Source organism: Streptomyces albipurpureus (assembly GCF_023701525.1).
GTDB lineage: Bacteria > Actinomycetota > Actinomycetes > Streptomycetales > Streptomycetaceae > Streptomyces > Streptomyces albipurpureus.
This window is the reverse complement of record NZ_JAMQAW010000011.1, coordinates 1-22,779: the sequence shown is the minus strand read 5'-3', so window position 1 is coordinate 22,779 and position 22,779 is coordinate 1. Positions and strand designations below refer to the sequence as shown.

At 68.8% G+C, this 22,779-nt stretch carries 21 protein-coding genes and 2 pseudogenes; 11 read left to right on the top strand and 12 right to left on the bottom strand.

Annotated elements, in window-relative coordinates; all coding sequences use genetic code 11:
- Positions 1 to 122 precede the first annotated feature (122 nt).
- The 11 genes from NBG84_RS14325 to NBG84_RS14275 all read left to right on the top strand — a co-directional run bounded on the left by NBG84_RS14325 (position 123) and on the right by NBG84_RS14275 (position 14,105).
- Positions 123 to 959, top strand: a complete 837-nt coding sequence (locus tag NBG84_RS14325; RefSeq protein ID WP_250919804.1) for an SDR family NAD(P)-dependent oxidoreductase — start codon at positions 123 to 125, stop codon at positions 957 to 959.
- 654 nt (positions 960 to 1,613) lie between these two features.
- Positions 1,614 to 2,891, top strand: a complete 1,278-nt coding sequence (locus NBG84_RS14320; RefSeq protein ID WP_250919803.1) for an ABC transporter substrate-binding protein — start codon at positions 1,614 to 1,616, stop codon at positions 2,889 to 2,891.
- 182 nt (positions 2,892 to 3,073) lie between these two features.
- On the top strand, positions 3,074 to 5,836 hold the full coding sequence (locus tag NBG84_RS14315) for an ABC transporter permease subunit (protein WP_250919802.1): 2,763 nt from the start codon (positions 3,074 to 3,076) through the stop codon (positions 5,834 to 5,836).
- Positions 5,833 to 6,513 carry an ABC transporter ATP-binding protein gene (locus NBG84_RS14310; protein WP_250919801.1) on the top strand — a complete coding sequence of 227 codons (681 nt, stop codon included), beginning with the start codon at positions 5,833 to 5,835 and terminating at the stop codon, positions 6,511 to 6,513. Before NBG84_RS14315 ends, NBG84_RS14310 begins: the two co-directional genes overlap by 4 nt.
- A 151-nt stretch (positions 6,514 to 6,664) precedes the next feature.
- Complete coding sequence (locus tag NBG84_RS14305) at positions 6,665 to 7,135, top strand: nuclear transport factor 2 family protein (protein WP_250919800.1); 471 nt, start codon at positions 6,665 to 6,667, stop codon at positions 7,133 to 7,135.
- 159 nt (positions 7,136 to 7,294) lie between these two features.
- Positions 7,295 to 8,197: an SDR family NAD(P)-dependent oxidoreductase gene (locus NBG84_RS14300; RefSeq protein WP_250919799.1), complete on the top strand. Its 903-nt coding sequence runs from the start codon at positions 7,295 to 7,297 to the stop codon at positions 8,195 to 8,197.
- Positions 8,198 to 8,575: 378 nt separating this feature from the next.
- Positions 8,576 to 9,382 (top strand): crotonase/enoyl-CoA hydratase family protein, encoded by an 807-nt coding sequence (locus NBG84_RS14295; protein ID WP_250919798.1) that lies wholly within the window; start codon positions 8,576 to 8,578, stop codon positions 9,380 to 9,382.
- 109 nt (positions 9,383 to 9,491) lie between these two features.
- On the top strand, positions 9,492 to 10,658 hold the full coding sequence (locus tag NBG84_RS14290; RefSeq protein ID WP_250919797.1) for a thiolase family protein: 1,167 nt from the start codon (positions 9,492 to 9,494) through the stop codon (positions 10,656 to 10,658).
- 30 nt (positions 10,659 to 10,688) lie between these two features.
- A complete protein-coding gene (locus tag NBG84_RS14285; protein ID WP_250919796.1) occupies positions 10,689 to 11,450 on the top strand; it encodes a 3-hydroxyacyl-CoA dehydrogenase in 762 nt (253 codons plus the stop codon).
- A 224-nt stretch (positions 11,451 to 11,674) separates the two neighbouring features.
- Positions 11,675 to 13,270, top strand: a complete 1,596-nt coding sequence (locus NBG84_RS14280) for a long-chain-fatty-acid--CoA ligase (protein ID WP_250919795.1) — start codon at positions 11,675 to 11,677, stop codon at positions 13,268 to 13,270.
- Between the two features lie 40 nt (positions 13,271 to 13,310).
- Positions 13,311 to 14,105 (top strand): enoyl-CoA hydratase, encoded by a 795-nt coding sequence (locus NBG84_RS14275; protein ID WP_250919794.1) that lies wholly within the window; start codon positions 13,311 to 13,313, stop codon positions 14,103 to 14,105.
- A 619-nt stretch (positions 14,106 to 14,724) separates the two neighbouring features.
- Here the strand turns inward: NBG84_RS14275 and NBG84_RS14270 are convergent.
- The 12 genes and pseudogenes from NBG84_RS14270 to NBG84_RS14215 all read right to left on the bottom strand — a co-directional run bounded on the left by NBG84_RS14270 (position 14,725) and on the right by NBG84_RS14215 (position 22,232).
- Positions 14,725 to 15,671 (bottom strand): annotated as a pseudogene (locus tag NBG84_RS14270) (IS5 family transposase).
- A gap of 511 nt (positions 15,672 to 16,182) precedes the next feature.
- Positions 16,183 to 16,914, bottom strand: coding sequence for a 3,4-dihydroxyphthalate decarboxylase (gene phtC / locus NBG84_RS14265; RefSeq protein WP_250919793.1), 732 nt, complete (start codon positions 16,912 to 16,914; stop codon positions 16,183 to 16,185).
- Positions 16,911 to 17,642 (bottom strand): FAD-dependent oxidoreductase, encoded by a 732-nt coding sequence (locus tag NBG84_RS14260; RefSeq protein WP_345780615.1) that lies wholly within the window; start codon positions 17,640 to 17,642, stop codon positions 16,911 to 16,913. The genes phtC and NBG84_RS14260 overlap by 4 nt, the downstream gene beginning before the upstream one ends.
- A gap of 2 nt (positions 17,643 to 17,644) precedes the next feature.
- Positions 17,645 to 18,142, bottom strand: a complete 498-nt coding sequence (locus NBG84_RS14255; protein WP_250919791.1) for an FAD-dependent oxidoreductase — start codon at positions 18,140 to 18,142, stop codon at positions 17,645 to 17,647.
- Positions 18,139 to 18,336, bottom strand: a complete 198-nt coding sequence (locus NBG84_RS14250) for a ferredoxin (protein ID WP_250919790.1) — start codon at positions 18,334 to 18,336, stop codon at positions 18,139 to 18,141. The genes NBG84_RS14255 and NBG84_RS14250 overlap by 4 nt, the downstream gene beginning before the upstream one ends.
- 49 nt (positions 18,337 to 18,385) lie before the next feature.
- Positions 18,386 to 19,171, bottom strand: coding sequence for a 3-(cis-5,6-dihydroxycyclohexa-1,3-dien-1-yl)propanoate dehydrogenase (hcaB, locus tag NBG84_RS14245; RefSeq protein ID WP_250919789.1), 786 nt, complete (start codon positions 19,169 to 19,171; stop codon positions 18,386 to 18,388).
- A 139-nt stretch (positions 19,172 to 19,310) separates the two neighbouring features.
- Positions 19,311 to 19,616, bottom strand: coding sequence for a hypothetical protein (locus tag NBG84_RS14240; RefSeq protein WP_250919788.1), 306 nt, complete (start codon positions 19,614 to 19,616; stop codon positions 19,311 to 19,313).
- A complete protein-coding gene (locus tag NBG84_RS14235) occupies positions 19,613 to 20,203 on the bottom strand; it encodes a 3-phenylpropionate/cinnamic acid dioxygenase subunit beta (protein WP_250919787.1) in 591 nt (196 codons plus the stop codon). The genes NBG84_RS14240 and NBG84_RS14235 overlap by 4 nt, the downstream gene beginning before the upstream one ends.
- Positions 20,200 to 20,907, bottom strand: coding sequence for an SRPBCC family protein (locus tag NBG84_RS14230; RefSeq protein WP_250919786.1), 708 nt, complete (start codon positions 20,905 to 20,907; stop codon positions 20,200 to 20,202). Before NBG84_RS14230 ends, NBG84_RS14235 begins: the two co-directional genes overlap by 4 nt.
- Positions 20,908 to 21,000: 93 nt before the next feature.
- A pseudogene (locus tag NBG84_RS14225) lies at positions 21,001 to 21,501 on the bottom strand (Rieske 2Fe-2S domain-containing protein).
- Between the two features lie 343 nt (positions 21,502 to 21,844).
- On the bottom strand, positions 21,845 to 22,021 hold the full coding sequence (locus NBG84_RS14220) for a hypothetical protein (protein WP_250919785.1): 177 nt from the start codon (positions 22,019 to 22,021) through the stop codon (positions 21,845 to 21,847).
- Between the two features lie 55 nt (positions 22,022 to 22,076).
- A complete protein-coding gene (locus NBG84_RS14215; RefSeq protein ID WP_250919784.1) occupies positions 22,077 to 22,232 on the bottom strand; it encodes a hypothetical protein in 156 nt (51 codons plus the stop codon).
- Positions 22,233 to 22,779: the final 547 nt, after the last annotated feature.

The window sequence follows — 22,779 nt, the reverse complement described above, 5'->3', positions numbered from 1 at the left end:
ACAGCGCGGGCCGTGACCACATCGCAGCCTTCGTCATCGTGCCCGCGTGAGGCCGATTGGTTACGGCCCGAAGGGCCGCTTCGCAAAGCAGTATGTATAGTACGAAAACTCAGGAGGAGCACATGGGAAGCCAGGAACTCACCGGCAAGGTCGCGCTCGTGACCGGCGCCGCGCGCCGCGGCGGCATCGGCCGCACGACCGCCCTGCTGCTTGCGGATCTCGGCGCGGACATCGCCTGCCTGGACGTTGCGCGGCCACCGGAGCACGCACCCGAGCACGGCGTCGGTTCGCCGGGCGAACTCGCGGAGCTGGTCGCCGAGATCGAGGCCAAAGGACGCCGGGCCATCGCCGTCACCGCCGACGTCACCAACGGAGCTCAGGTCAATGAGGCGGTGGATCGCACCGTGGTCGAGCTGGGCAGTCTCGACCTCTGCTGCGCGATGGCCGGCGGGGTCGGCTACGGCAACGGCATCGCCCCGCTGCTCAGTCTGGACGAGCCGTCCTGGAACTGGGTCATCGACGTCAACCTGAAGGGCACCTGGCTCACCGCCGCCGCCGCGGGGCGCGCCATGGTCGCTGCCGGACGTGGAGGCCGGATCGTCACGATCGCGTCGTCTGCCGCGCTCGTCGGCACCAACGGCAACACCGGAATGGGGGTGTACGCGGCGGCCAAGGCCGGCGTCATCACGCTCACTCAGAACCTCGCCGCCGAACTGGGCCCGCACGGGATCAACGTGAACGCGGTGTCGCCGGGCATGATAGGCACCCAGGCGTCGGCCCCGGTGCGCGAGCAGTTCGAGCGCAGCGGACGTACCGACGCGGTGATCGGGAGCATCCCGCTGCGGCGATTCGGTGAAGCGGAGGAGATCGCCTCGATCGTCGCCTTCCTGTGCGGCGACGGCGCCAGCTACATCACCGGCGACGCCATCAACGCCACGGGCGGAAAGGTCCTCGGCTGAGCATCCCGCCTGTCCCCTCCGGTGCGGGCCAAGCGCCGGCCCCAGTGCGGCCTTACCCTCCGTCGCGGATGAGCGCACCCTCACCCCCGACGGACCGGGCAAGCGGGCCTTCCGCTGGATGAAGGCACGTCCCCATCGGCGGCGACCCGCCTCTGCGATTTCTCTTTCCCTACGGTCGGCCGTCGGCAGCGTGATCATTTTCGGCGGTGAGATCTGCCAAGCACTGCCCCGCAATCTTTCGGCAGCGGATACCAAAACCAATGTGCGGCGGGTATTCGGCCGAAACGCTGGTGAGCGCGCCCACTGCCCGAACGTCGTGTCACGGTGCGTCCAACGGTGGGAACACACCAGTGACCCCAGCTCGGACGGCTGCGGAACCCGGCGCGTTCACGCATCGGTACAGGCCGAATCGGCGTTCCCCGGCTCCCTTCGCCGGAATTCCGGTGAACCGGTTGGAGTCTTGCGATCTTTCCGGTTCGACTCTCTGATTATCAGAACTCGATTCTGCATCTAACCGCTGAGTTCCGTTCGGAACCATTGCTCGGCTCGCTCAGGTGCTATAGCGTTCCGGCACTCAGCAGAGACGCATTCTGCTCTAAAGAACTTTCGCGACCCGGACGCAGTCAGTCCTGTCACCGCCAACAAGGAGATCCCATGGGACTCGACAGAGCATCAGCTCACGACTCGGCGACCACGGCGGGCACCGCCGACGGCAGCCGCATGCCGAAGAAGAGCAGGCGCTTCGCCGCGGTCAGTGCCGCGATCGTGGCCTTCACGGTCATCGCTTCGGGGTGCAGTTCGGATGGCGACGGCGAGAAGGGTTCGTCGTCCGATGGCGGTGCACCGATCAAGCTCATGGTCCAAGGCGCGATCTCCGGACCGGTCTACGCGGTGCCCGAGATGGTGACCGGCGCGCAGGCCGCAGTGAACCGGATCAACTCCGAGGGCGGCATCAACGGCCGCAACCTGAAGTTGATCCCCTGCGACGACCAGGGCAACCCGAACAACGCCAAGGCGTGTGGCCGCAAGGCGATCTCGGAGAAGGTCGCCGCCGTCGTCGGCGGTCTGTCGACGTACGACAACCAGTTCATCCCGACCCTGGAGGCCGCCAAGATCCCGTACATCGGATCGACCGGCACCGCGCCGATCAACAACACCAACCCGGTGTCGTTCCCGGTCAGCTCGGGCGCGGTCAGCTACACGGCCAGCGGGAAGGCGATGGCGCGCAACGGCTGCAAGAAGGCCGCCATCTTCGCGGTCGACCAGCCGGGTGTGGACATGGCGATCAAGAACATTACCCGCGGTCTCAACCAGTCCGGCGTGACGGAGGTCAAGCCGTACAAGTTCCCGACCAGCACCAGCAACTTCAGCTCGCTGGTCGGCACCGCCCAGGCGGCCGGGGCGGAGTGCATCGGAATCAGCGCCGGCCCGCAGGCCCTGGCCGGGATCATGCTCGCGGTGAAGAAGAGCGGCACCATCACGCCGATCAACACCATTCTCTCGAACATCGTGCCCGAACTGCTCAAGAAGGTCGCGTTCCCGGCCGGCAAGCTCACCGCCGACGGCTTGTTCTACATGCCGGACGCCGGTGCCACCGGCCGGACCCAGCAGGTGCTTGAGCAGTACGTCGCTGACATTGCCGGGACGAAGGCCACCGGCCAGGCAGCGGCGATCGACGGCCCCTCGATCAACGGCTACAACAGCGTCCTGCTCTTCGCCGCGCTCGCCAAGACGATGCCGGACATCACGGCGGAGAAGGTACTCAAGGCGATGGGCAGCTTCAAGAGCGACACCGGGCTCACCGCGCCGATCGACTTCTCCGGCAAGGGCCCGATCGACGGATCACCGCAGGTCCACGCCACCACGGCGATCACCTACTCCTGGACGGGTACGAGGTTGCAGCTGAGCGGCGACCCGATCACCGTCCCCTGACCGCCGATCGCGCAACCGATGCGGTCACCGATCCCGCCGTGACCCGCCCGTGGCTCGTTGCCCGGCTCGGCCGAATCGCCGCCCGTGAGCGGATCCCGCACTTCGGGCGGACTCTCGCCAAACGGCCGCCGGCGCATGCCGCCGGCGGACCACCAGCACGCAGTCAGTGAAAGGACCGTCTGATGTCCAACGCGATTCACTTCGCGATCCTCGGCATGGCCAGCGGCGGGCTGTATGCCTTGATGGCACTTGGTCTCATCGTTGTGCATCGCACGTCCGGTGCGATCAACTTCGCGCACGGCGCGATCGCCGTCACGGCCGGGTATGTCCTGGTCTACTGCGAGTCGAAATCGATACCGATCCTGGTCTCGGTGGTATTGGCCATCCTGTCCGGTCTGGTGCTGGGCGTTCTGATCCAACTCCTGGTCATGACGCCGCTGCGGAACGCCAGTACCCTGACCAAGGCGATTTCCACCCTCGGGATCCTGGTGGTGCTGCAAGCCAGTGCCCAGCTGAAGTTCGGCTCCCAGCCGCAGCTGGTGGAGAGCTTCCTGCCGCAGAACGGCGTCACCATCTTCGGCGCGTACGTCACCGTCGACTACCTGATCATGCTGGCGATCGCGCTGGTACTGGCCGCCGTGCTGTGGGTCGTCTACCGGCGCACCCGTTTCGGCCTGGCCACCACCGCGGTGTCGGACAACGAGGAAGCCCTCGGCACGCTCGGCTGGTCCTCAACCCTGGTCGCGCGCGGCAACTGGGCGATCGCCGGAACCCTGGCCGCGCTCTCCGGGGTGCTGCTCGCCCCGACCACCGGGGTGAGCCTGCCGTCGATGACCTCGCTGCTGCTACCGGCGCTGGCCGCCGCCCTGTTCGGCAGGCTCAGCTCCTTCCCCGTCGCGACCCTCGGCGCGCTGCTCATCGGCGTCATCCAGTCCGAGCTGACGTTCTACGGGCAAGCACCGGTACTGCGCGACCTCCCCAACCTGCCGGAAGCTGTGCCGTTCCTGCTGATCATCGTGATCCTGGTGGCGCGCGGAAAGACGCTGCCCACCCGTGACTTTGTCGAGTCGAGGCTGCCCTCGCTCGGTTCCGGCCGCGTGCGGCTGCGCACTCTGCTGCCGGCCGTGCTCGTCGCGGTGCTGCTGATCCAGTGGATGCTGCCGCTCGAATGGGTCATGGCCACGACGTCCACCCTCATCGCCGGGATCATCGTGCTGTCCCTGGTCCTCCTGATCGGCTACGCGGGCCAGCTCTCGCTCGCACAGCTGTCGATCGGCGGCCTGGGAGCACTGGTCACCGCCCGCCTGGTCGCCTCGGCCGACTGGCCGCTGCCGCTGGCGGTACTGGTCGGTCTCGCCGTCGCGGTGCCGGTCGGGATTCTGGTGGGCCTCCCGGCGGTACGCACCCGCGGCGCGACGCTCGCCGTGGTGACGTTGGGCCTGGCCGCCGCCCTCAACTCCCTGGTGTTCAGTACGGTGAAGCTGACCGGCGGGGACGTCGGCATCGATGTGGGCTTCCCGTCCCTGCTCGGGTTCGAGTTCGACGAGACCACATACCCGCGCCGGTACGCCCTGGTCGCTCTCGCGCTGTTCGTCCTCGTGGGCATCGCCCTGTGCAATCTGCGCCGTTCCGGGCTGGGCCGCTGGATGATCTCGGTGCGCAGCAACGAGCGGGCCGCGGCCTCACTCGGTGTCAACGTGGTCGGCGCGAAGCTTGCGGCGTTCGTGATGTCGTCGGTGATCGCCACCCTCGGCGCGATCCTGGTCGCGTTTCGGTTCCCCAACGCGCTGTTCACCAGCTTCGAGCCGTTCCAGTCGGTCAACTACGTGGTGCAGTCCGTCATCGGCGGTGTCGGCTTCGTGCCCGGCGCCGCGGCTGGCGGCATGCTCGAACCGAGCGGCCTGGGCAGCAAGGCGATCCACAGTGCCGGTCTCGGCGACTGGCTGACCCTGGTCGGGGGTTTGCTGTTGCTGCTCACGGTGATCTTCAACCCGGACGGCATGGTCGGCAGCGGCCTCGAACAGGCGCGGGCGGTCAAGCGCAAGCTGTTCCCGGCCAAGGCGTCGTCGCATGCGGCGAAGAGCTCGATCGCGGTTCAGTCCGTGGTCGGCGACGCGCCTGGCCGCGGCGAGGCCAAGGTGCTGGCGGTGAGCGGTCTGACCGTGCAGTTCGGCGCGGTCACCGCCGTCAACGGGGTGGATTTCGAGCTGCGCAGCGGCGAGGTGCTCGGCGTCATCGGGCCGAACGGCGCCGGTAAGACCACCCTCATCGACGCGCTCACCGGATATGTCCCGTCCAAGGGCTCGGTCACGCTGGACGGCGAGCAGTTGCAAGGCACCGCGCCGCACCATCGCAGCCGACTCGGTGTGATCCGCTCCTTCCAGTCGCTGGAGCTGTTCGAGGACCTGTCGGTGGGTGAGAACCTGCTGGTGGCGTCGGAGAAGCTCACCTTCCGCAGGGCGCTCGGCGCGATGTTCTGGCCGAAGCGACCGGCTTTGGACGGCGCCGCGCCAGCGGCGGTGCAGGAGTTCGGGCTCGGCGACGCGCTCGACGGAGCGCCGGGTGATCTGAGCTACGGGCAGCGCCGACTGCTGGCGATCTCACGCGCCGTCGCCTGCAACCCCACCGTTCTGCTGCTGGACGAACCGGCGGCCGGCCTCGACGACGTCGACCGGCAGGCCCTGAAGGCACTGGTGCGGCGGCTGTCGGAGAGCTGGGGAATCGCGGTCCTGCTCATCGAGCACGACGTCGACCTCGTCATGTCCGTCTCGGACCGCATCCTGGCCCTCAACTTCGGCACCGTGACGGCACACGCCTCGCCGGAGGAGGTCCGACGTCATCCGGAAGTCATCCGCTCCTACCTCGGAGAGGACGATGCAGCCGTGGCCGCAGGCGACGGCTGCACCCGCGGCACCGACGAGACCATGGAACGGAGTGCGCAATGACCGAGGCGGCATTGCAGGCAATAGGCATGTCGGCCGGCTACCACGGGGTGGCGGCGGTGTCGGATATCGACCTTGAGGTGCACGCCGGTGAGGTCGTCGCGCTGCTCGGCCCCAACGGCGCCGGCAAGACCACGACCATCCGGGCGTGCGCGGGCCAGATCGGGTTGCTCGGCGGCCACGTGCGGTTGAACGGTTCGGAGCGGCCCGGACCGCTGTTCAAGCGTATCCGCGGCGGCATGGGGCTGTTGACCGAGTCGCGGTGCGTGTTCATGGGTCTGACGGTCCGGGAGAACCTGCGGCTCGGCCGCGGCCCCATGGACGACGCGCTGGCGCATTTCCCGGAACTGGAGCGGCGGTTGGACGTGCGGGCCGGCCTGATCTCCGGCGGCGAACAGCAGATGCTGGCGCTGGCGCGTATCCTCGCGGCCCGCCCGAATGTGCTGATCGCCGACGAGCTCTCCCTGGGCCTGGCGCCGCTGATCGTCCGGCGCCTGCTCGACGCGCTGACCGCGGCTGCTGTCGACGGTGCGGCCGTGCTCATCGTCGAACAGCAGACCCGGCTGGCGCTGGAAAGCGCCCAGCGGGCCTACGTGTTGCGGCGCGGAAAGATGGCGCTGTCCGGGCCCGTCGCCGAACTGCGGGCTCAGAGCGCGGCCGTGGCGGAACTGTACCTGTGACACCGGTAACGCCACCCCGAGACGGGGCGATGGCGTCGCCTCCGCGGATCCCGGCCGGCCCGGCGGAGTTCCCCGTGCCCGGTGGATACGGCTCCATCGCCGGGCAGGTTTCGACGTCGGCGCCTGGGTGCCGACCTGATGGAGAGGGACAGTGACTGTGACGGAAAACTCGCTCGATGTGGTGGGCCGGCTCGCCATCATGGACACCTGCAATCGGATGGCGCTGTACATCGACGAGAAGCGCTGGCCCGAACTCGCCGCGCTCATGGCCGACGAGATCGAACTGGACTACACGGATGTCAGCAACCGCGGCCTGGAGCGGTTCACCCGTGCCGAGTACGAGAAGCACGCGGCGGCTCTCCTGGTGAACGATCCGATCACCCGGCACCTCGTGGCGTCGCACATCGTCGAAGGCTCCGGCGACCAGGCGAGGTGTGTCTCCCAGTTCCAGGCGACCCACACGCTGCCCAACACGACCGGCGACTCGTCGTGGGTGCTGGGCGGCCAGTACGACAGGCGGCTGGTGAAGGCTGACGGCCGCTGGCTGATCCGCAGCATCAAGGTCACCCGCCGCTGGACCACCGGCAACTGGCAGGTCGTGGTGCTGGGACGCGCCCAGTAGGTCACCTTCGAACACCCCGCCGGGTCAGGTCGCGTCGCCGGGCACCGCGTCTTGTGCAGCGCAGCCCCACAGCGTGTGGCCGGACCTATGTGACAGGGCTGCTGTACGGCGAGCGCGAGGCGGGGTGCCATGCCCGGAAAACACGAGGAGTGTAAGGAAATGATGGAACTCACTGGCAGAGTCGCGGTCGTCACCGGTGCCGGGCGCGGCCTGGGCCGGGCACACGCGTTGTTGCTCGCCTCCCTGGGCGCCGCAGTGGTCGTGAACGACCTCGGCGGTGGGCTGGACGGCTCGGGAGGATCCGCCGAGACCGCCGAGTCGGTCGTCGCCGAGATCACCCTCGCTGGCGGGATCGCGGTCGCGAACGCCGACAGTGTGGCGACCTCGGCCGGGGGCGCTGAGATCGTCGGGACAGCGCTGCGCGAGTTCGGCCGCGTCGACATCGTCGTGAACAACGCCGGGACCACCGGCGGCCTCGTCGGCTTCGGCGACCTCGACGACGAGCGGCTGATGTCCGTGCTCGGCTCGCACCTGATCGGCTGCTTCAACGTATCCCGCGCGGCCTGGGGACCGATGGTGGCGCAGGGGTACGGGCGGATCGTGAACACCACGTCCGGCGTCGGTCTGTTCGGGATGGGCAAGGGAGTGGCGTACGCGGCCGCGAAGATGGGGATCGTCGGCCTGACACGCTCGTTGGCCGTCGAGGGTGAGGTGAGTGGGATCAAGGTCAACGCCATTGCCCCGATCGCGGCCACCCGGATGGCCGGTACCGTGTTCGGCGCTCTCGACGAGCACCTCGACCCGGCGCGGGTGTCGCCCGTCGTGGCCTACCTTGCACACGCGGACTGCCCGGTCACCGGCCGGGTGATCTCGGTCGGCGGCGGCCGGGTGGGCGAGGTGTTCCTCGGCGCCGCGCGCGGCTACTTCAATGCCGACCTGACCCCGGACGACGTTCGGGAGAACTTCGACACCGCACTCGACCACACCGACTTCGTCCTGCCGCTGGACGCGATGGACGAGGTCGGCATCACCGCGACCATGCACGGTCTGAGTGGAATCTAGACCGCGTCGAACCGGCGCTGGACTCCCGGCAATGGGCCGGTTCGGTGCTGGACACGCGCAGCGGCATCGCATTCTGCGATGGCCCGTCAGCCAGCTGCTGGAGGGCCGTCGTGTGTGCGGTCGGGCGGCCGACGCCGACTGACGGGGTGTGACAGGCGCGTGTGGCGCGCTGTCAGGCCGGGCGGGCGCCAGGAAAGGCCCGCGGGACCACCCCCACGCGCTTGGCCCAGACGGGCAATCCCCCGGTGCGCACCGTTGCAATGCGCATTGTGGAATCGCCCCTTGCCGGTTTCATCCGCTGGTCCAGGGCTTGACGCCCGGGGTCCTGCGGCCTACGTTCCCTGTTTAGCGATCGATAAGTAAGTGCGGAGGTTGGTGATGATGGACAGGAACCCCGAGGCTGCTGAGCCGGCGGCGCTACTGGAGCGTCGCGGCGCTGTCGCGCTTATCACCCTCAACCGGCCCCGGGTCCTCAACGCGGTCAACGCCGCGCTGTCGGCTGCCGTGGGCGAGGCGCTGGAGGAGGTCGCCGCCGATCCCGGGCTACGGGTCGCCGTGATCACCGGCGCCGGGCGGGCGTTCTGCGCCGGAATGGACCTGAAGGAGGTGGCAGCCGGCGGGTCCGTCATGGCTCCCGGGCACGAGGACTGGGGCTTCGCCGGCCTGGTCAACCACTTCATCGCCAAGCCGGTCATCGGGGCGGTCAACGGCTTCGCCCTCGGCGGCGGCACCGAGATCGCGCTCGCCTGCGACCTCGTCGTGGCCGACGAGAACGCGCATTTCGGCCTTCCCGAGGTGCGTCGCGGCCTGTTCGCCGCCGCGGGCGGCGTGCTGCGGCTGCCGCGCCAGGTGCCGAAGAAGATCGCGCTGGAGATGGCGCTCACCGGCCAGCCCCTGGATGCCGCCACCGCCGCTCGGTGGGGGCTGGTCAACCGGGTCGCACCGGCCGGCACGGCGGTCGAGGTGGCGCTGGAGCTGGCCGGGACTGTCAGCGAGGGTGCCCCGCTGGCCCTCCAGGCCAGCAAGCGGCTCATCCACCGTAGCGAGGACTTCGGCTCCGACTGGGAACCTGCGATGTGGGACGAGAGCGAGCGCGAATGGCAGGCCGTATTCGCGAGCGAGGACGCCCAGGAAGGTTCGCGTGCGTTCGCCGAGAAGCGCGCTCCGGTGTGGCGGGGCATCTGAGCACCCCGCATCCAGACCGCCGGGCGTACCGCCGAGCCGCGGATGCCCGACCCCGAACCCCCTGAACCGCTCGCGATCCGTCCCTGATCCATCCCTGAAAGGACACCAAATGAACGACGCAGTCATCGTCGACGTGGTGCGCACCGCGTCCGGCAAGGGCAAGCCCGGGGGTGCCCTGTCCTTGGTGCACCCGGTGGACCTGCTTGCCACGGTCCTCCAGGCCCTCGTTGAGCGTAACGGCCTCGACGCCGCGCTGGTCGAGGACGTGATCGGCGGCTGCGTCTCGCAGACCGACGAACAGGCCCTCAACATCACCCGCACTGCCCTGCTCGCCGCCGGCTTCCCGGAGTCGGTCCCGGCCATCACGATCGACCGTCAGTGCGGCTCCAGCCAGCAGGCCGCGTCCTTCGCAGCCCAGGGCGTCATCGCAGGCGCCTACGACGTCGTGATCGCCTGCGGCGTGGAGTCGATGAGCCGCGTCCCGATGTTCTCCAACGCGCGGGGAGCGGACACCTCCGGCACGCTGCTGGGCCGCCGCTACCCCGAGGGACTGATCCCGCAGGGCGTCTCCGCCGAACTGATAGCCGCTCGCTGGAAGTTGGACCGTGAGGAGCTCGACGCCTTCTCGGCACGCTCCCACCAGTTGGCCGCAGCCACTGCGGCATCCGGCGGCTTCGACCGGGAGATCGTCCCGATTGGCGGTCACACCGTGGACGAGACCGTGCGGCCGGACACCACGGCGGAGGGCCTGGCGGGCCTGAAGCCCGCGTTCACCGGGGCACCGGAGGCCGCGCGCTTCCCGGAGATCGACTGGCGGATCACCCCCGGCAACTCCTCGCCGCTCACCGACGGCGCGTCCGCCGCCCTCATCATGAGCGCCGTCACTGCCGAGCGGCTGGGCCTCACGCCTCGCGCCCGGTTCCACTCCTTCGCGGTCACCGGCTCGGACCCGCTGCTGATGCTCACCGGTATCGTCCCGGCCACCGAGAAGATCCTCGCGCGCTCGGGCCTGACGATCGACGACATCGACGCGTACGAGGTCAACGAGGCATTCGCGCCCGTGCCGCTGGTGTGGCAGCGTGAGGTCGGCGCCGACCTGGACAGGCTGAACCCGCGCGGCGGCGCGATCGCGCTCGGACACCCGCTCGGCGCCTCCGGTGGACGCCTGCTGGCCACACTGCTGGGGCAGCTGGAGGCGACTGGCGGACGCTACGGCCTGCAAACCATGTGTGAGGGCGGCGGCATGGCCAACGCCACCATCATCGAGCGCATCTGATCCACCATCACCTCTCATGGAGAAAGCATCGTGATCATCGAAGGCAGCGTCGCAGTCATCACAGGCGGGGCCTCCGGCCTGGGCCTGGCCACTGCCCAGCGGCTGCTGGACGCCGGAGCCTCGGTAGCCCTGGTGGACCTCCCGGGCTCCGGTGGCGCGGCCGTGGCCGCCAAGCTCGGCGACCGGGCCGTCTTCGCCGCTGCCGATGTGACCAGCGAGCAGGACGTGGCCGCCGCCCTCGACGCCGCCGGTCAGCTCGGGCAGGTGCGCATCGTGGTGAACTGTGCCGGCATCGGCAACCCGGCCCGGGTGCTGGGCAAGAACGGGCCGCTGGCTCTGGACCTCTTCGCCCGGGTCATCCAGGTCAACCTGATCGGTACGTTCAACGTCATCCGCCTGGCTGCCGAGCGGATGAGCGCCAACCAGCCGGTTGACGGCGACTGCGGGGTCATCGTCAACACCGCGTCGGTCGCCGCGTTCGAAGGGCAGATCGGCCAGGCCGCGTACTCCGCTTCCAAGGGCGGCGTCGTCGGCCTCACCCTGCCGGTCGCCCGCGACCTGGCCAGCCGACACATCCGCGTGGTCACCATCGCGCCCGGTCTGTTCGAGACACCCATGCTGGCCTCGCTCCCGGAAGAGGCCAAGCAGTCCCTGGGTGCCCAGGTGCCGCACCCCAGCCGCCTCGGCCGTCCCGAGGAGTACGCCGCGCTGGTCCAGCACATCACCGAGAACCCGATGCTCAACGGCGAGGTCATCCGCCTCGACGGCGCGATCCGGATGGCCCCCAGGTAGGCGAGGCCGCCGAAGGCGGCACGCCGATGGGCCCGTGCCCATCGGCGCGCTCACCGGCCCGGGCAGGAGCACGGACACCGCGGCACACACTGCGCGGTGACATCGCCCCAAACCTCGCCATGGCCTGTGACCAGACCGTACTCCGACGACTGGCGATCACGGAGTCGTGGTGGTGATCGTGCGGGGCTCACAACGGACCTGATGACGCAGAGAGGACACCTCGGATGATGGGCCAGTTGACGGGCCGTAGCGTCGACGCGCCGCTCAGTTCGCGGCGCAACCACTGGGTGAACCACCTGGAGCGGCACGGCTTCCAGATTCCGGATCGGCCGGCCCTGCGGTTCGCAGGCGTGACGACCGCCTGGGGCGAGCTGCGCGAGCGCGTCGCCGCCCTGGCGGACGCCTTGTCGCGGCGGGGTGTCGGGTACGGCGACCGGGTCGCCATCCTGATGTACAACCGCCCTGAGTTCATCGAGACCATGCTCGCCACGAACCGCCTGGGGGCGATCGCCGTCCCGGTCAACTTCCGGTTGAGTCCCAAGGAGATGGCCTTCATCCTCGACGACTGCGGCGCCGACCTCCTCGTCGCCGAGAACGCGTTGGCTGCCGCTGCCGTGGATGCTTGTGCGCACATGCCCGGGTCGTTGCGGCTGGTGGTGTCCGGCGCTGACACCGGGGCAGCCGGGGAGAACGCCGAACTCTACGCGCACCTCATGGACGACGTCGGCGACCCGCACCCGGCGGTCGACGTCGACGAGGCCGCACCGGCGCTGATCCTCTACACCTCCGGCACCACCGGGCGTCCCAAGGGGGCGGTGCTCTCCCATCAGAACCTCCAGGGCCAGGCCCTGACGATCACCCGGGCCTGGCGGCTATGGGACGGCGACGAGATCAGCCTGTGCGCCTCACCGCTCTTCCACAGCGGCGCCATCGGCAGCGTCATACCGCTGATCCTGATCGGCGGCTGCCTCGTCATCATGCCCACCGGGCAGCTCTCGGCCGGCCAGGTGCTCGACACCCTCGAATCCGAGAAGGTGACGAGCGCCTTCCTGGTGCCGACCCTCTGGCAGTCCCTCTGCGACGACCCCTCGGTTTCCTCGCGTGACCTCTCGTACCTGAGGATCACGAGCTGGGGAGCCGCACCCGCGACGGACACGCTGCTGAACAGGATGGCCGAGGTCTTCCCCGGAGCCGTCAATGTCGCATTGTTCGGGCAGACCGAGATGTCCCCGGTCACCTGCGTGCTGGACGGAAAGGACGCACTGCGCAAGCTCGGCTCGGTGGGCAAGCCGATCAGCAGCCTGGCGGTCCGGGTGGTCGACGACCGGATGAACGACGTCGCTCCCGGCGAGGTCGGTGAGATCGTCTACCGGGGCCCGACCATGATGACGAGCTACTGGAACAACCCCCGGGCGACCGCGGAAGCGTTCGAGGGCGGCTGGTTCCACTCCGGAGACCTGGTGAGGGTCGACGACGAGGGCTTCTTCTACGTCGTGGACCGCACGAAGGACATGATCATTTCCGGCGGCGAGAACATCTACTGCGCCGAGGTCGAAAACGCGCTCGCCGCGCACCCGAACGTCCTTGAGATCAGCGTCATCGGACGCCCGCACGAACGCTGGGGCGAGACACCGGTCGCGGTGATCGTCCCCAGGGACCCCGTCGCGGGCCTCACCGTCGCGGAGATCCGCCAGTGGGCCCAAGGCCGCCTTGCGAAGTACAAGTTGCCGACCGAGGTCCACATCGTCCGCGAACTGCCGCGCAATGCGGGGGGCAAGGTCGTCAAGGGCGCGCTGCGTGACACATTCGGCGGGCGGTAGTTCCGCGCGACACCTCTGGGTGCTTCGAGAAAGGCCGACGATGTCCACACTACGCAACAACGACGTACTCGTTGCCCGAACCGGCACGATCCTGCGGGTGGCGTTCAACCGGCCCCGGAGCCTGAACGCGCTCACCACGCCGATGCTGAACACGGCGGCTCGCGCCATCGAGAACAGCGGCACGGACGCGGGCGTACGTGCGATCGTGCTCACCGGGACCGGCCGGGCCTTCAGCTCCGGCGCCGACCTCGCCGCGAACGGAGAGGTGGGAGAGGAGGGAACCCCCGATCCCGTGATCATCGACGCGGCCAACCGGTTGACCATGGCGGTGTGCCGGGTTCCCAAACCGGTTATCACCGCGGTGAACGGCCCGGCGGTCGGCGTGGGTTGCTCGTTCGCGATTGCCGCCGACTTCACCGTCGCCAAGGAATCGGCGTATTTCCTGCTGGCCTTCGCCAACGCCGGGCTGATGCCGGATGGGGGAGCGACCGCCTTGATTCCGGCCGCGGTCGGCCGGGCACGGGCCAACCGGATGGCCATGCTCGCCGAACGCATCCCGGCATCCCTCGCCGTCGAATGGGGGCTGATCGCGGCGACCTTCCCCGACGATGCGTTCGAAACCGAGGTCGACCAGCTCGCGACGCGGCTCGCGGAAGGTCCGACCGTGGCGTACGCGGAAACCAAACGAGCTTTCAACGCCACCGTTCTGGCGCAGCTACCCCAGGCGCTGGAAGCTGAGCGCGAAGGGCAGTCCGCATTGTTCCGGACCGCGGATTTCGCCGAAGGAGTCGCGGCCTTCCGCCAGAAGCGGGCGCCTCGATTCTCCGGCACGTGACGGCGACGCTCCTCTCGTTCTCCCGCGAAGAGAACGAGAAGAGACCGGCTTGAGGTGCAAGCAGGTCCGGCGCGCGCTGTCCGTCCACATGGACGGGACGGCACACCGGCCCCGCCGTTGCGGCTGACGGCAATACCGGGAGCGCGGTTCCAGGACGCCCCGAGAATCCCGCGCTACACCGCCAGAGGCAGTTCGGTGGGGCGGGGAGCCGTGCCTGCGATGACCCTCCGTGCCAAGCGGGCCGCGGGTACGGCAAGGGGAGGTCGGGGTAGCGGGCGAGCAGGGCACCCAGGGTTGCTTCGCATGGAAGGCGGGCGAGGGAAGCACCGAGGCAGTAGCGGATGCTGTGGCCGAGAGCGATGTGCCCCCGGACTGTTCGTCGGCGCCGCGTGTGATGCCCAGGCGGTCCGGGACGGGGCGGCGGCACAGGTCGCGGTTCGCCGAGACGAGGATGAACCGGACGGCGTCGCCCGTGCGGATGCGGGAGCCGTGGAGGTCGACGTCCTCGGCGGCGACGCACATGCGGTGTCCCGGGGCCCGCCTCCGTCACCGGGTAGCAACCGCCACATCGCTTCGCTGCCGATAGGGACTGTGTGACGTCGTGCTCAGCCAGTCGCCTTCAGGAGGTCTTGATCCAGATCATCGAGGCACGGAGGTGGAGGCCGGCGAGGTAGCTCTCGGGCATCTTGTCGTATCGAGTCGCGACGCCTCGCCATGCCTTCACTTGTTGATGAGCCGCTCGACGGTGTTCCGCTCCTTGTGGAGATCGATGTCGTGGCATGTGGGGCGGCCGCCCCGGCGGCCCTTCTTCTTCCGGTTGGCGGCCTGGTCCTTCTTCTCCGGGATGACGGCCTTGATGTTGCGTTTTCGCAGGTACGAGCGGATAGCGCGGGATGAGTGGGCCTTGTCCCCAGCGACAGCGTCGGGCCGGGTTCGAGGGCGGCCGACCGGCAGACGGACCCGCACCTTCTGCAGCAGGGGGACGAACGCGGGGTGTCGGCGGCCTGTCCTGCGGTCAGTACGAGCGACAGCGGACGGCACTTGCGGTCCGCGGCGAGATGAACCTTGCTCGTCAGCCCACCACGGGACCTGCCGAGCAGGGCCTGGTTCGAGCGGAGCTTGCGCCGTCGTCTGACACACCGCCGCTCTTCCCGCTCGGGGCCGTCCCTGCCGTCCTGTCCGTTCTGTTCTGGCGGGCCGCCCCCTTTTGCCGGGCCCGCTCCTGCTCGGCGGCAGCTTCTTCAAGGGCGTCCATGACCTCCTTGCCTATACGCATCCCGGCGGCGTCGTGATGGGCGCGGGCAGTGGTGGAGTCCACGCTGACCAGGGACAAGTCCGTCTGCTCCCGGCGGGCGGCCTCCGCGATCATGCCTTCCAGAAGAGTGGAGAAGACCCCGGCGTCCCGCCAGACGCGAAAGCGCCCGTAGACCGTCGGCCACGGTCCGAACTCGGAGGGCGTCTCACGCCACTGGGCACTGGACCGGAACCGCCAGATCACCCCCTCGAACTGCTCCCGCAGCCTCTCGGGTACGGACCGTACTCGCCTATCGGCAGGTACGGCTCGATGAACTCTTATTGCTCGTTGTTGAGTTGCCTACGCGTCACACCCGGCGTCCTACCAGGTCCTGCCCCCGCACGGGACCAGAACCCGAAATTGATCACGACCCCACAGGGCAATACACCTAGGCCGACGACACCGGCTCCTCCGACGCGCTGAGCCACGACCTGTCGGCCCCGGGTGGCGCGCCGACGAGGCTGCGCATGACGATCTGCTGGGTGCACGCAGGAGAATCCCGACGACGGCTGGGACACCCACGCTGACGCCGCCACGCAGTACGCCTTCCACCACCACTGCCTGTGCGAGTACCTGGGGCCGAACTCCGTGAGAAGGAAGGCCGATACATGGTCGTCCTCCACGACTACCTGCGCGGAACCGTGCAGGCTTCCCGCGTCGCCAGGAAAGTGGTGGACAATCCGACCGCCCACCTTGCCATGCCGGACCGGCCACGCCACTGACCCGCGCCGCGGCCTTGTGCCGTCTCGGTCCAAGGTCCGCGGGCGCGGGCTGTCGTGCTGCTCAGCAGCCGCAGTCGTGGAGGCGGGCGAGCTCGTGGCGCCAGGAGGTGGCGACGTTGAACGATCCGCCGAGGTCGGGGAGATCCGCCCAGTCCTCCTCGGCGATGTCGACGAGGGTGCCGCCCGCAGACGCCACCTGGAGGGAGAACCGGCTGATGGTGTCGACGCTGACGGCCTGGAGAACCGCGCGTTCGACGATGTCGGCGACGCTGGTGAGGCCGTGGCCGCGCATTACCACCACCGGCCGGTCGCCCATGGCCTCGCACACCTCGGTGGCGAGGGTGCGGCTGCGCACCAGCACAGCCTTCGCGTAGACCGGGACGCCCCCGGCGGCGAGGTGGGCCCCGGGGATGTCGAACGACCCCAGGATCGGGCGGACCCCCAACCCCGCCAGGTCGGCGGCCACCACGTTCGAAGGGTGCGCGTGCAGGACCGCGTTGACCTCGGGTCGCCTGCGCAGCAGCTCTGTGTGCAGAGGGAGTTCGTTGGGCACCGTGTAGCCGTCGGCGAGCTCGCCGACGGCGGCTGGCGCGCCGTCGAGGTCGACCCAGTGGACGTCCGCGGCCGTGGTGGAGGCGAGCCCGCGCTCCTGCGGCCCGCGGCAGCGGACGAGCAGGGTGTTCTCGTCGATCCGCAGGCTGATGTGACCGAGGACTCCGTCGGCGAGTCCGCGTGCGGTGAGCACCCGGCAGGCGCGCGCGATCAGTTCGCGTGGGGCTGGTGTCGGTGTCATGCCTTGGTCTCCGGTCGGCTGGCGGCGTTCACGACGGCGCGGAGGCCGGGTTCGAGGTCGCTCCAGGCGGTGCCCTCGCGCAGCGCCTTGCGGCACTGCACCATGACCCGAGGCCAGTTAACGACGACGGTACCGCGGAGTAGGCCCTGACCGTCGGCGTAGAGCGCGGCAAAGCGTCGATCGGCCGTCGGGTCGCCCAACAGTGTGGTGGCGGCCGATCCGGTGGTGTCGCCGACCACCTGGATCTTCCAGCCGTGCTGGTCGCTCCAGACGAACTCGACGGGTTCGTAGGCCCGCAGGTTCGTGGGGTGGAGGATGTTGTGTGCCACGCAGGCCGCTTGGTCGACCGCGTTGGTCCAGTGCTCGGCACGGACGTGCGCCCCGCGTGCCCGGTCGAACCAGCGGGCGACGTCGCCGACCGCGTAGACGTGGGTGGTACCGACCGCCCTGCAGTACTCGTCGCAGACCACGCCGTTCTCCACCGTGAGTCCGGACCCGGCGAGCCAGCCGTCGTTGGGGACCGCGCCGATACCGACGACGACGGTTGCGGCCCTCAGCTCGGTGCCGTCGTCGAGGGTGACGGTCAGCTGCCCCTTGCGCCCGGTGATGCCGGTGACGCCGACGCCCATCAGGCACCGGACCCCCGCGGCCTCGTGCATGGCCATCGCCGCACCGGCGACGTCCGTGCTCAGGGACCTGGTCATCGGAAGCGTCTGCGGATCGGCCATCGTCACGTCGAGGCCCAGCCGACGTCCCGTGGAGGCGACTCCCCGATGAACCCGGCGCCGATGACCACGAGCGGGCCCCCGCCGAGGAGGTCCGTCCGCAGCGCGTCCGCCCCGGCCAGGGTGCGGACGACGTGCACTCCGTCGATGTCCCCCCAGGGCGAACGGCGAGCCGTTGCACCGGTGGCGACCACGAGATGGTCGTACCCGATGCTGCTTCCGTCGTCGAACGAGACCGGGCGGCCCCGCGGTTCCAGTCCGGTGGCGCGCACTCCGAGGCGCAGCCCGATGCCCGCTGTATCCGCCTGCTCCCGCGTCAGCAGGCGGATGTCGTCCGCTCCGGACGACCCGGTCAGCAGGCCCTTGCTGAGCGGAGGCTTGTCGTACGGCGCCTCCGCCTCCGCTTCGGCGAGGACGATCTCCCCGTCGTACCCGCCCGCGCGCAGCGCCTGCGCCGTGCGGACGCCTCCGACGGAGCCGCCGACGATCAGCGTGCGCGTCATGCGTCGGTCACCTCGAGTGCGGAGACCGGGCAGCTGCGCGCCGCCTCTTCGACGCGCTTGCGGTCCGCTTCCGGCACCTCGGCCCTGAGAACGACCACAATGCCGTCGTCGTCGATTTCGTAGTAATCGTCGGCGCCGACAACGCAGTTCGCGTAGCCCTGGCACGCCCCCAGAGCGGCCCTGATGACTGCCATGTACGTCACTCCTGCTGGAAGTTCGTGAAGATCGGGTTCTGAAGGTCCGTTACTTGATCCGGATGCCGCCGTCGGAATGAACGACGTCCCCGGTGATGCCCCGTGCCCGGCGGGAGGCCAGGAAGACGTAGCTCCACGCGTGGTCCGTGCCGGACATGGCGATGCCGAGCGGCACCCGTCCGGCGAGTTCGGCCTCGCGCCCCGGCATGTCGTTGAGCCGCTTGTCGCTCAGGCCGAGCGCGTCGGCGCCGCGCAGGTCGGTGTTCATGGTCCCGCCCGGCGCGACCGCGTTGACCCTGACCTCGGGGGCGAGTTCGTGCGCCAGCGCGGTGGTGAGGCCGCGGACCGCATGCTTGGAAGCGACGTACATCACGCCGCCGCGCGCGGGGTAGTAGGCCGAGGTCGACTCCGTGAGGATCACCGACCCGCGCGACTTGCGCAGCTCCGGCAGCGCGGCCTTCACCGAGTGGAGGTGGCTCTTGACGTTGACGGCGAAGATCTCGTCGAATGCTCCGTCGATCTCGTCCTCGCCGAGCTCCGTCAGCCCCCGGTAGAAGTCGAATATCCCGACGCAGCCGACCAGCACGTCGAGGCCGCCGAACTGCTGTACGGCGCGGTCCACCGCGGCGCGGTTGTCCGCGGCGAGGGTCGCGTCCCCGGTGACGACCGGCACCTTGGGAAGGTCCGCGGCGAGGCGGTCGACCTTGGCCCGGTCGTGTTCGGGAACCGCGACCTGGGCGCCCTCCGAAAGGAAGGCGTCGACGACGGCGCGTCCGATACCGGATCCGCCGCCGACGACGACGAGTGCGCGCTGGCCGTCCATCCAACCGGTCATGAGGGAAAGCTCCTTGCTTTAGAGGAACGGGTGTTCGGTGAAGGGGACTTCTGCGCAAGCCGGGGATCACAACCTGGGCGGCCGCGTGCGCGCGGGCCGCTGTGGCGTCCCTGCCCCGGCTTCCTGGGGCCGCGAGGCGTCAGGGGATTTCCCTGAGCAGAGACTCGAAGGGATGACCCACCATGGCGGAGAAGGTCGCCGGGCCCTGCCACGTCAGGGCTTCGAGCTCCAGGGGGTCGAGGGTGTTCCATTGCCCGGACTTGGGGGAGCCGATCAGCAGACGGGTTCCGTTGCGGGTCTGCACACATACGACGCGGATCTCGGCGAACTCGTTCGCGATCACGATCGGTTCCCCGACCGCGTTGTCGAGGAAGCGCTGCCGTCGGACGTCGGCTGGTTCCGTCGCTTCGGGCTCCGGCCCGGAGGTGATGGGTTCCTCGCTCATAGGAAGATCGCCAGGTTCTGCATGCGGATCACCGACTCATCGGCGTCGATCAGGCGGCGGGCCAGCTTCCACTCGCCGTCGCACTGGCGCAGCAGGTCCTCGCGGCCTGCGGAGACGAGCGCGGACTCCGCCACGTCGCCGCGGCTGCGGAACAGCAACACCGCCGATTCGACGATGAGTTCGTCGTCGCGATCGGTGGTGAACGTCCGCACGTTGGTGACGAAGTGGCGGAGCCGGGACGGCGGGTCCTCGGTCCAGGCGTGCTCGGTCGCGAACCGGGCCACCCGCTGACGGAGGGAGTACATGTTCTCGTCGAAATGCGCCATTCCCGGTGCGGTGTCGTAGCCGCTGCCCAGCGCGGTCGTCACTTTCACCGGCATGAAGTAGTGGATGTCCTCGGTGAGCACCTTGAGCCAACTGGTGTAGTCCTGGGCGTCGAGGAGGTACGCCTCGTCGACCAGCCACTTGTGGGCGGTCAGATGCCACGTGTCGTCGAATGCGAGCGAGGCTCCCACCCGGCTCGTGGTCGAGGCGTGCGCTCCCAGCGGGGACTTGCGGGAGTCGACCCGGATGTGGTTGGCGTTCATCGGCTGGCCTCCGCAAGCTCGTCGTCCTCGCCGGTGGTGGCTCCGCGTGGTGAATCGGGCGTCCCGACCTCGACCGGCGGTTGGGTGGCCGCAGGTCGCTCCAGATGGTCGGCCCAGTCCGCGAGTAGGAACCGCTGGTTGTACTCGCCGTAACCGATCCGGGCCACGCCGGGGCCGGAGAACTCGTTGTCCGTCAGGGCCGGGACCACCGGGCGGTTGTCGCTGAGCAAGCCCATCCGGTTGTTGAGCAGCAGTCGGCGCGCCATCGATCCGGCTGCGGTGGTGGTGAGCGAGACCCAGTTCTCCACGTCGTCCTGCTCGAACATGCCCGAGCTGCCGAAGCACATGAGGTACGCCTTGTAGGACAGCGCTTTGAACTCCTCCGGCGCCTCCTTGTCGACGGCGAACCAGGACAGGACCTCGGTCTCGTCCTCGCTGATCGCCTGCCACTGGCGGATCGAGATGAACGGGATCACGTCCTCGGAGTCCTCGACCTTCGGCCAGTTGTGCACGAAGCTCAGGTTCGGGAAGGCCGATGCCGCGGAGATCATGAAGCCGTTGTCCCCGATGAGGGGCAACTGCTCCTTCGACCACATGGTCTTCATCCGCTCGATCATCTCGTCGGGGTAGCCGACGTAGCGCAGTCGCTCCTCCAGGTTGCCGGGGGCAGCTTGTACGTCGTGCCGCCACCGCGTCCGGCCCAATAGGTGCAACCGTCCTTGCGCTTCTCCGCCTTGGGCTCGCGGAAGAGGCCGATCTCGACCACGCTGGTGTGGGTCTGCGGCGTGTGGTACATGTCACCGGCGAAGTTCTCGACGCCGTTTCCAGTTCGACTTCACCCGCCAGCGCTGCGGTCCGCGGAGCTCGAGGCCGCTCGCCGACTGCTTTGTGTAGTAATCCAGGTAGAACGTGAAGTCGCCGAGGTACTCGGTGAGCGGCGGGGCGTCGGGATCCAGGCTGACGAAGATCAGCCCGTTGTAGATGTCGATCGCGGGGGCCGGCAGCAGGGCCTGGCCCTTGCGGCGGAAACCTTCCTCGCCGCCGTACGCCTCCTGGTGGAAGGGCAGGCCGGTGATCCGTCCGTCATTGCGGTAGGACCAGCCGTGGTAGGGGCACCGGAAGTGGGTCGCGTTGCCCATCTACGCGCGGCACACCTGCATGCCCCGGTGTAGGCACATGTTGAACATGGCCCTGACCTGGCCGTCGTTGCCCCGGGCGAGGATGAAGGAGTCCTCCAGCACGCGGCGCACGACGTAGTCGCCGGGCTCGGGCACTTCCGATTCGTGACCCACGAACATCCATGCCCGGCTGAACAGCCGCTCCTTCTCCAGTTCGAAGATCTCGCGGTCGTTGTAGATGTACGCAGGTGTCATCCCGCGACGAACGTTGTCGAGGACGCTTCCGTGATCTCGCATGGCGGCTCAGCCTCGATTTCGATAGTTCTGTCTGTCAGAGATACTCTCTACTCATTAGAGTGTAACCGGCAAGCTCCGGATCACACTTTGCATCGGACTCCCCATGCCGCCGGGGGCCGCAGCCGCCGTCCGGCTCGTGCACGGCCTCCCGGGGCCGGAACCGTCGCCGAGGTGCCGGAAGGAGGTGGGCACCCGGCGGGCGGAGGAGCGTATGAGGAACTGTGCGTCATGCTGTGTCACCTCGTTCAGGAAGACGTGCGTCAAAGGCGGCATCGGCCAGCAGCAGCATCAAGGAGTCCGAGGTGTCCAACATCGGGTCGGCGCAGTCGAGTTCGCCGGTGGATTCCGAGCCGAAGGCGGCGTTCAGCAGTGCGCGGCTGCCGTACTCGACCAGCCCGACCATCCGCAGCAGCGGGTAGCCGAACTCGCAGCCTCTCGCCCCTGCGTTCGGGGGAGCGTCAGGTGAGCTGTTCGTCGTCGGCGACGTGCAGAAGGGTGCCGTCCAGGGCCGCACAGGTGATCCCCGCATCCCGCGGGCGGTCGACCGGGTCGGCCAGGGTGTCTAACAGGGCCTCGGGCGGGGCAGAATCGATGCGCCGCCGGGCCCGGGACATGGTACGAGAGGGCCGGGCGTACCAAGGGCAGCCCCTGCAACGAGGCGGTCAACGCGTTCCAGGCCATCCGGTAGGAGGCGTGCTCGAACAGGGCCGGCGAACCCGCGAGGGCAGCAGCCGCAGCGGCTTCTCCTGTGTCCCGGTCTTCCATCACGGGCGTCCACCAGGGCGAAGTCCACGATCTGGGTGAACTCTCCCAGGTGGCCGGGCGCGTACACACTTCTAGCTGTCTCGATCGTGCGCGTGATGACAAACTGCTCCTGCAGCGTGACCCCTGACCTTGACCTACTCTCTTCGCCGATCGTTGATCCTCAGATGTTTCGTTGCCTCATTCAATCCCCTTGACCAGCACCTTCACACCCGAACGCAACGGTATTTATGTCGAGGAAATCGTCGGCAGGCCGTGTGCGGTACATCGCACGCAATCGAGAGGGGGACGGGAAGCGGGCTCGCGAGAGCTCCGCGGCCCTGACGACGTATGGCGGACAAGCAGGACGGGCCGCGGCGGAACAAAGCGCCGCAGTATCCGATCGAGTCGGTGGACAAC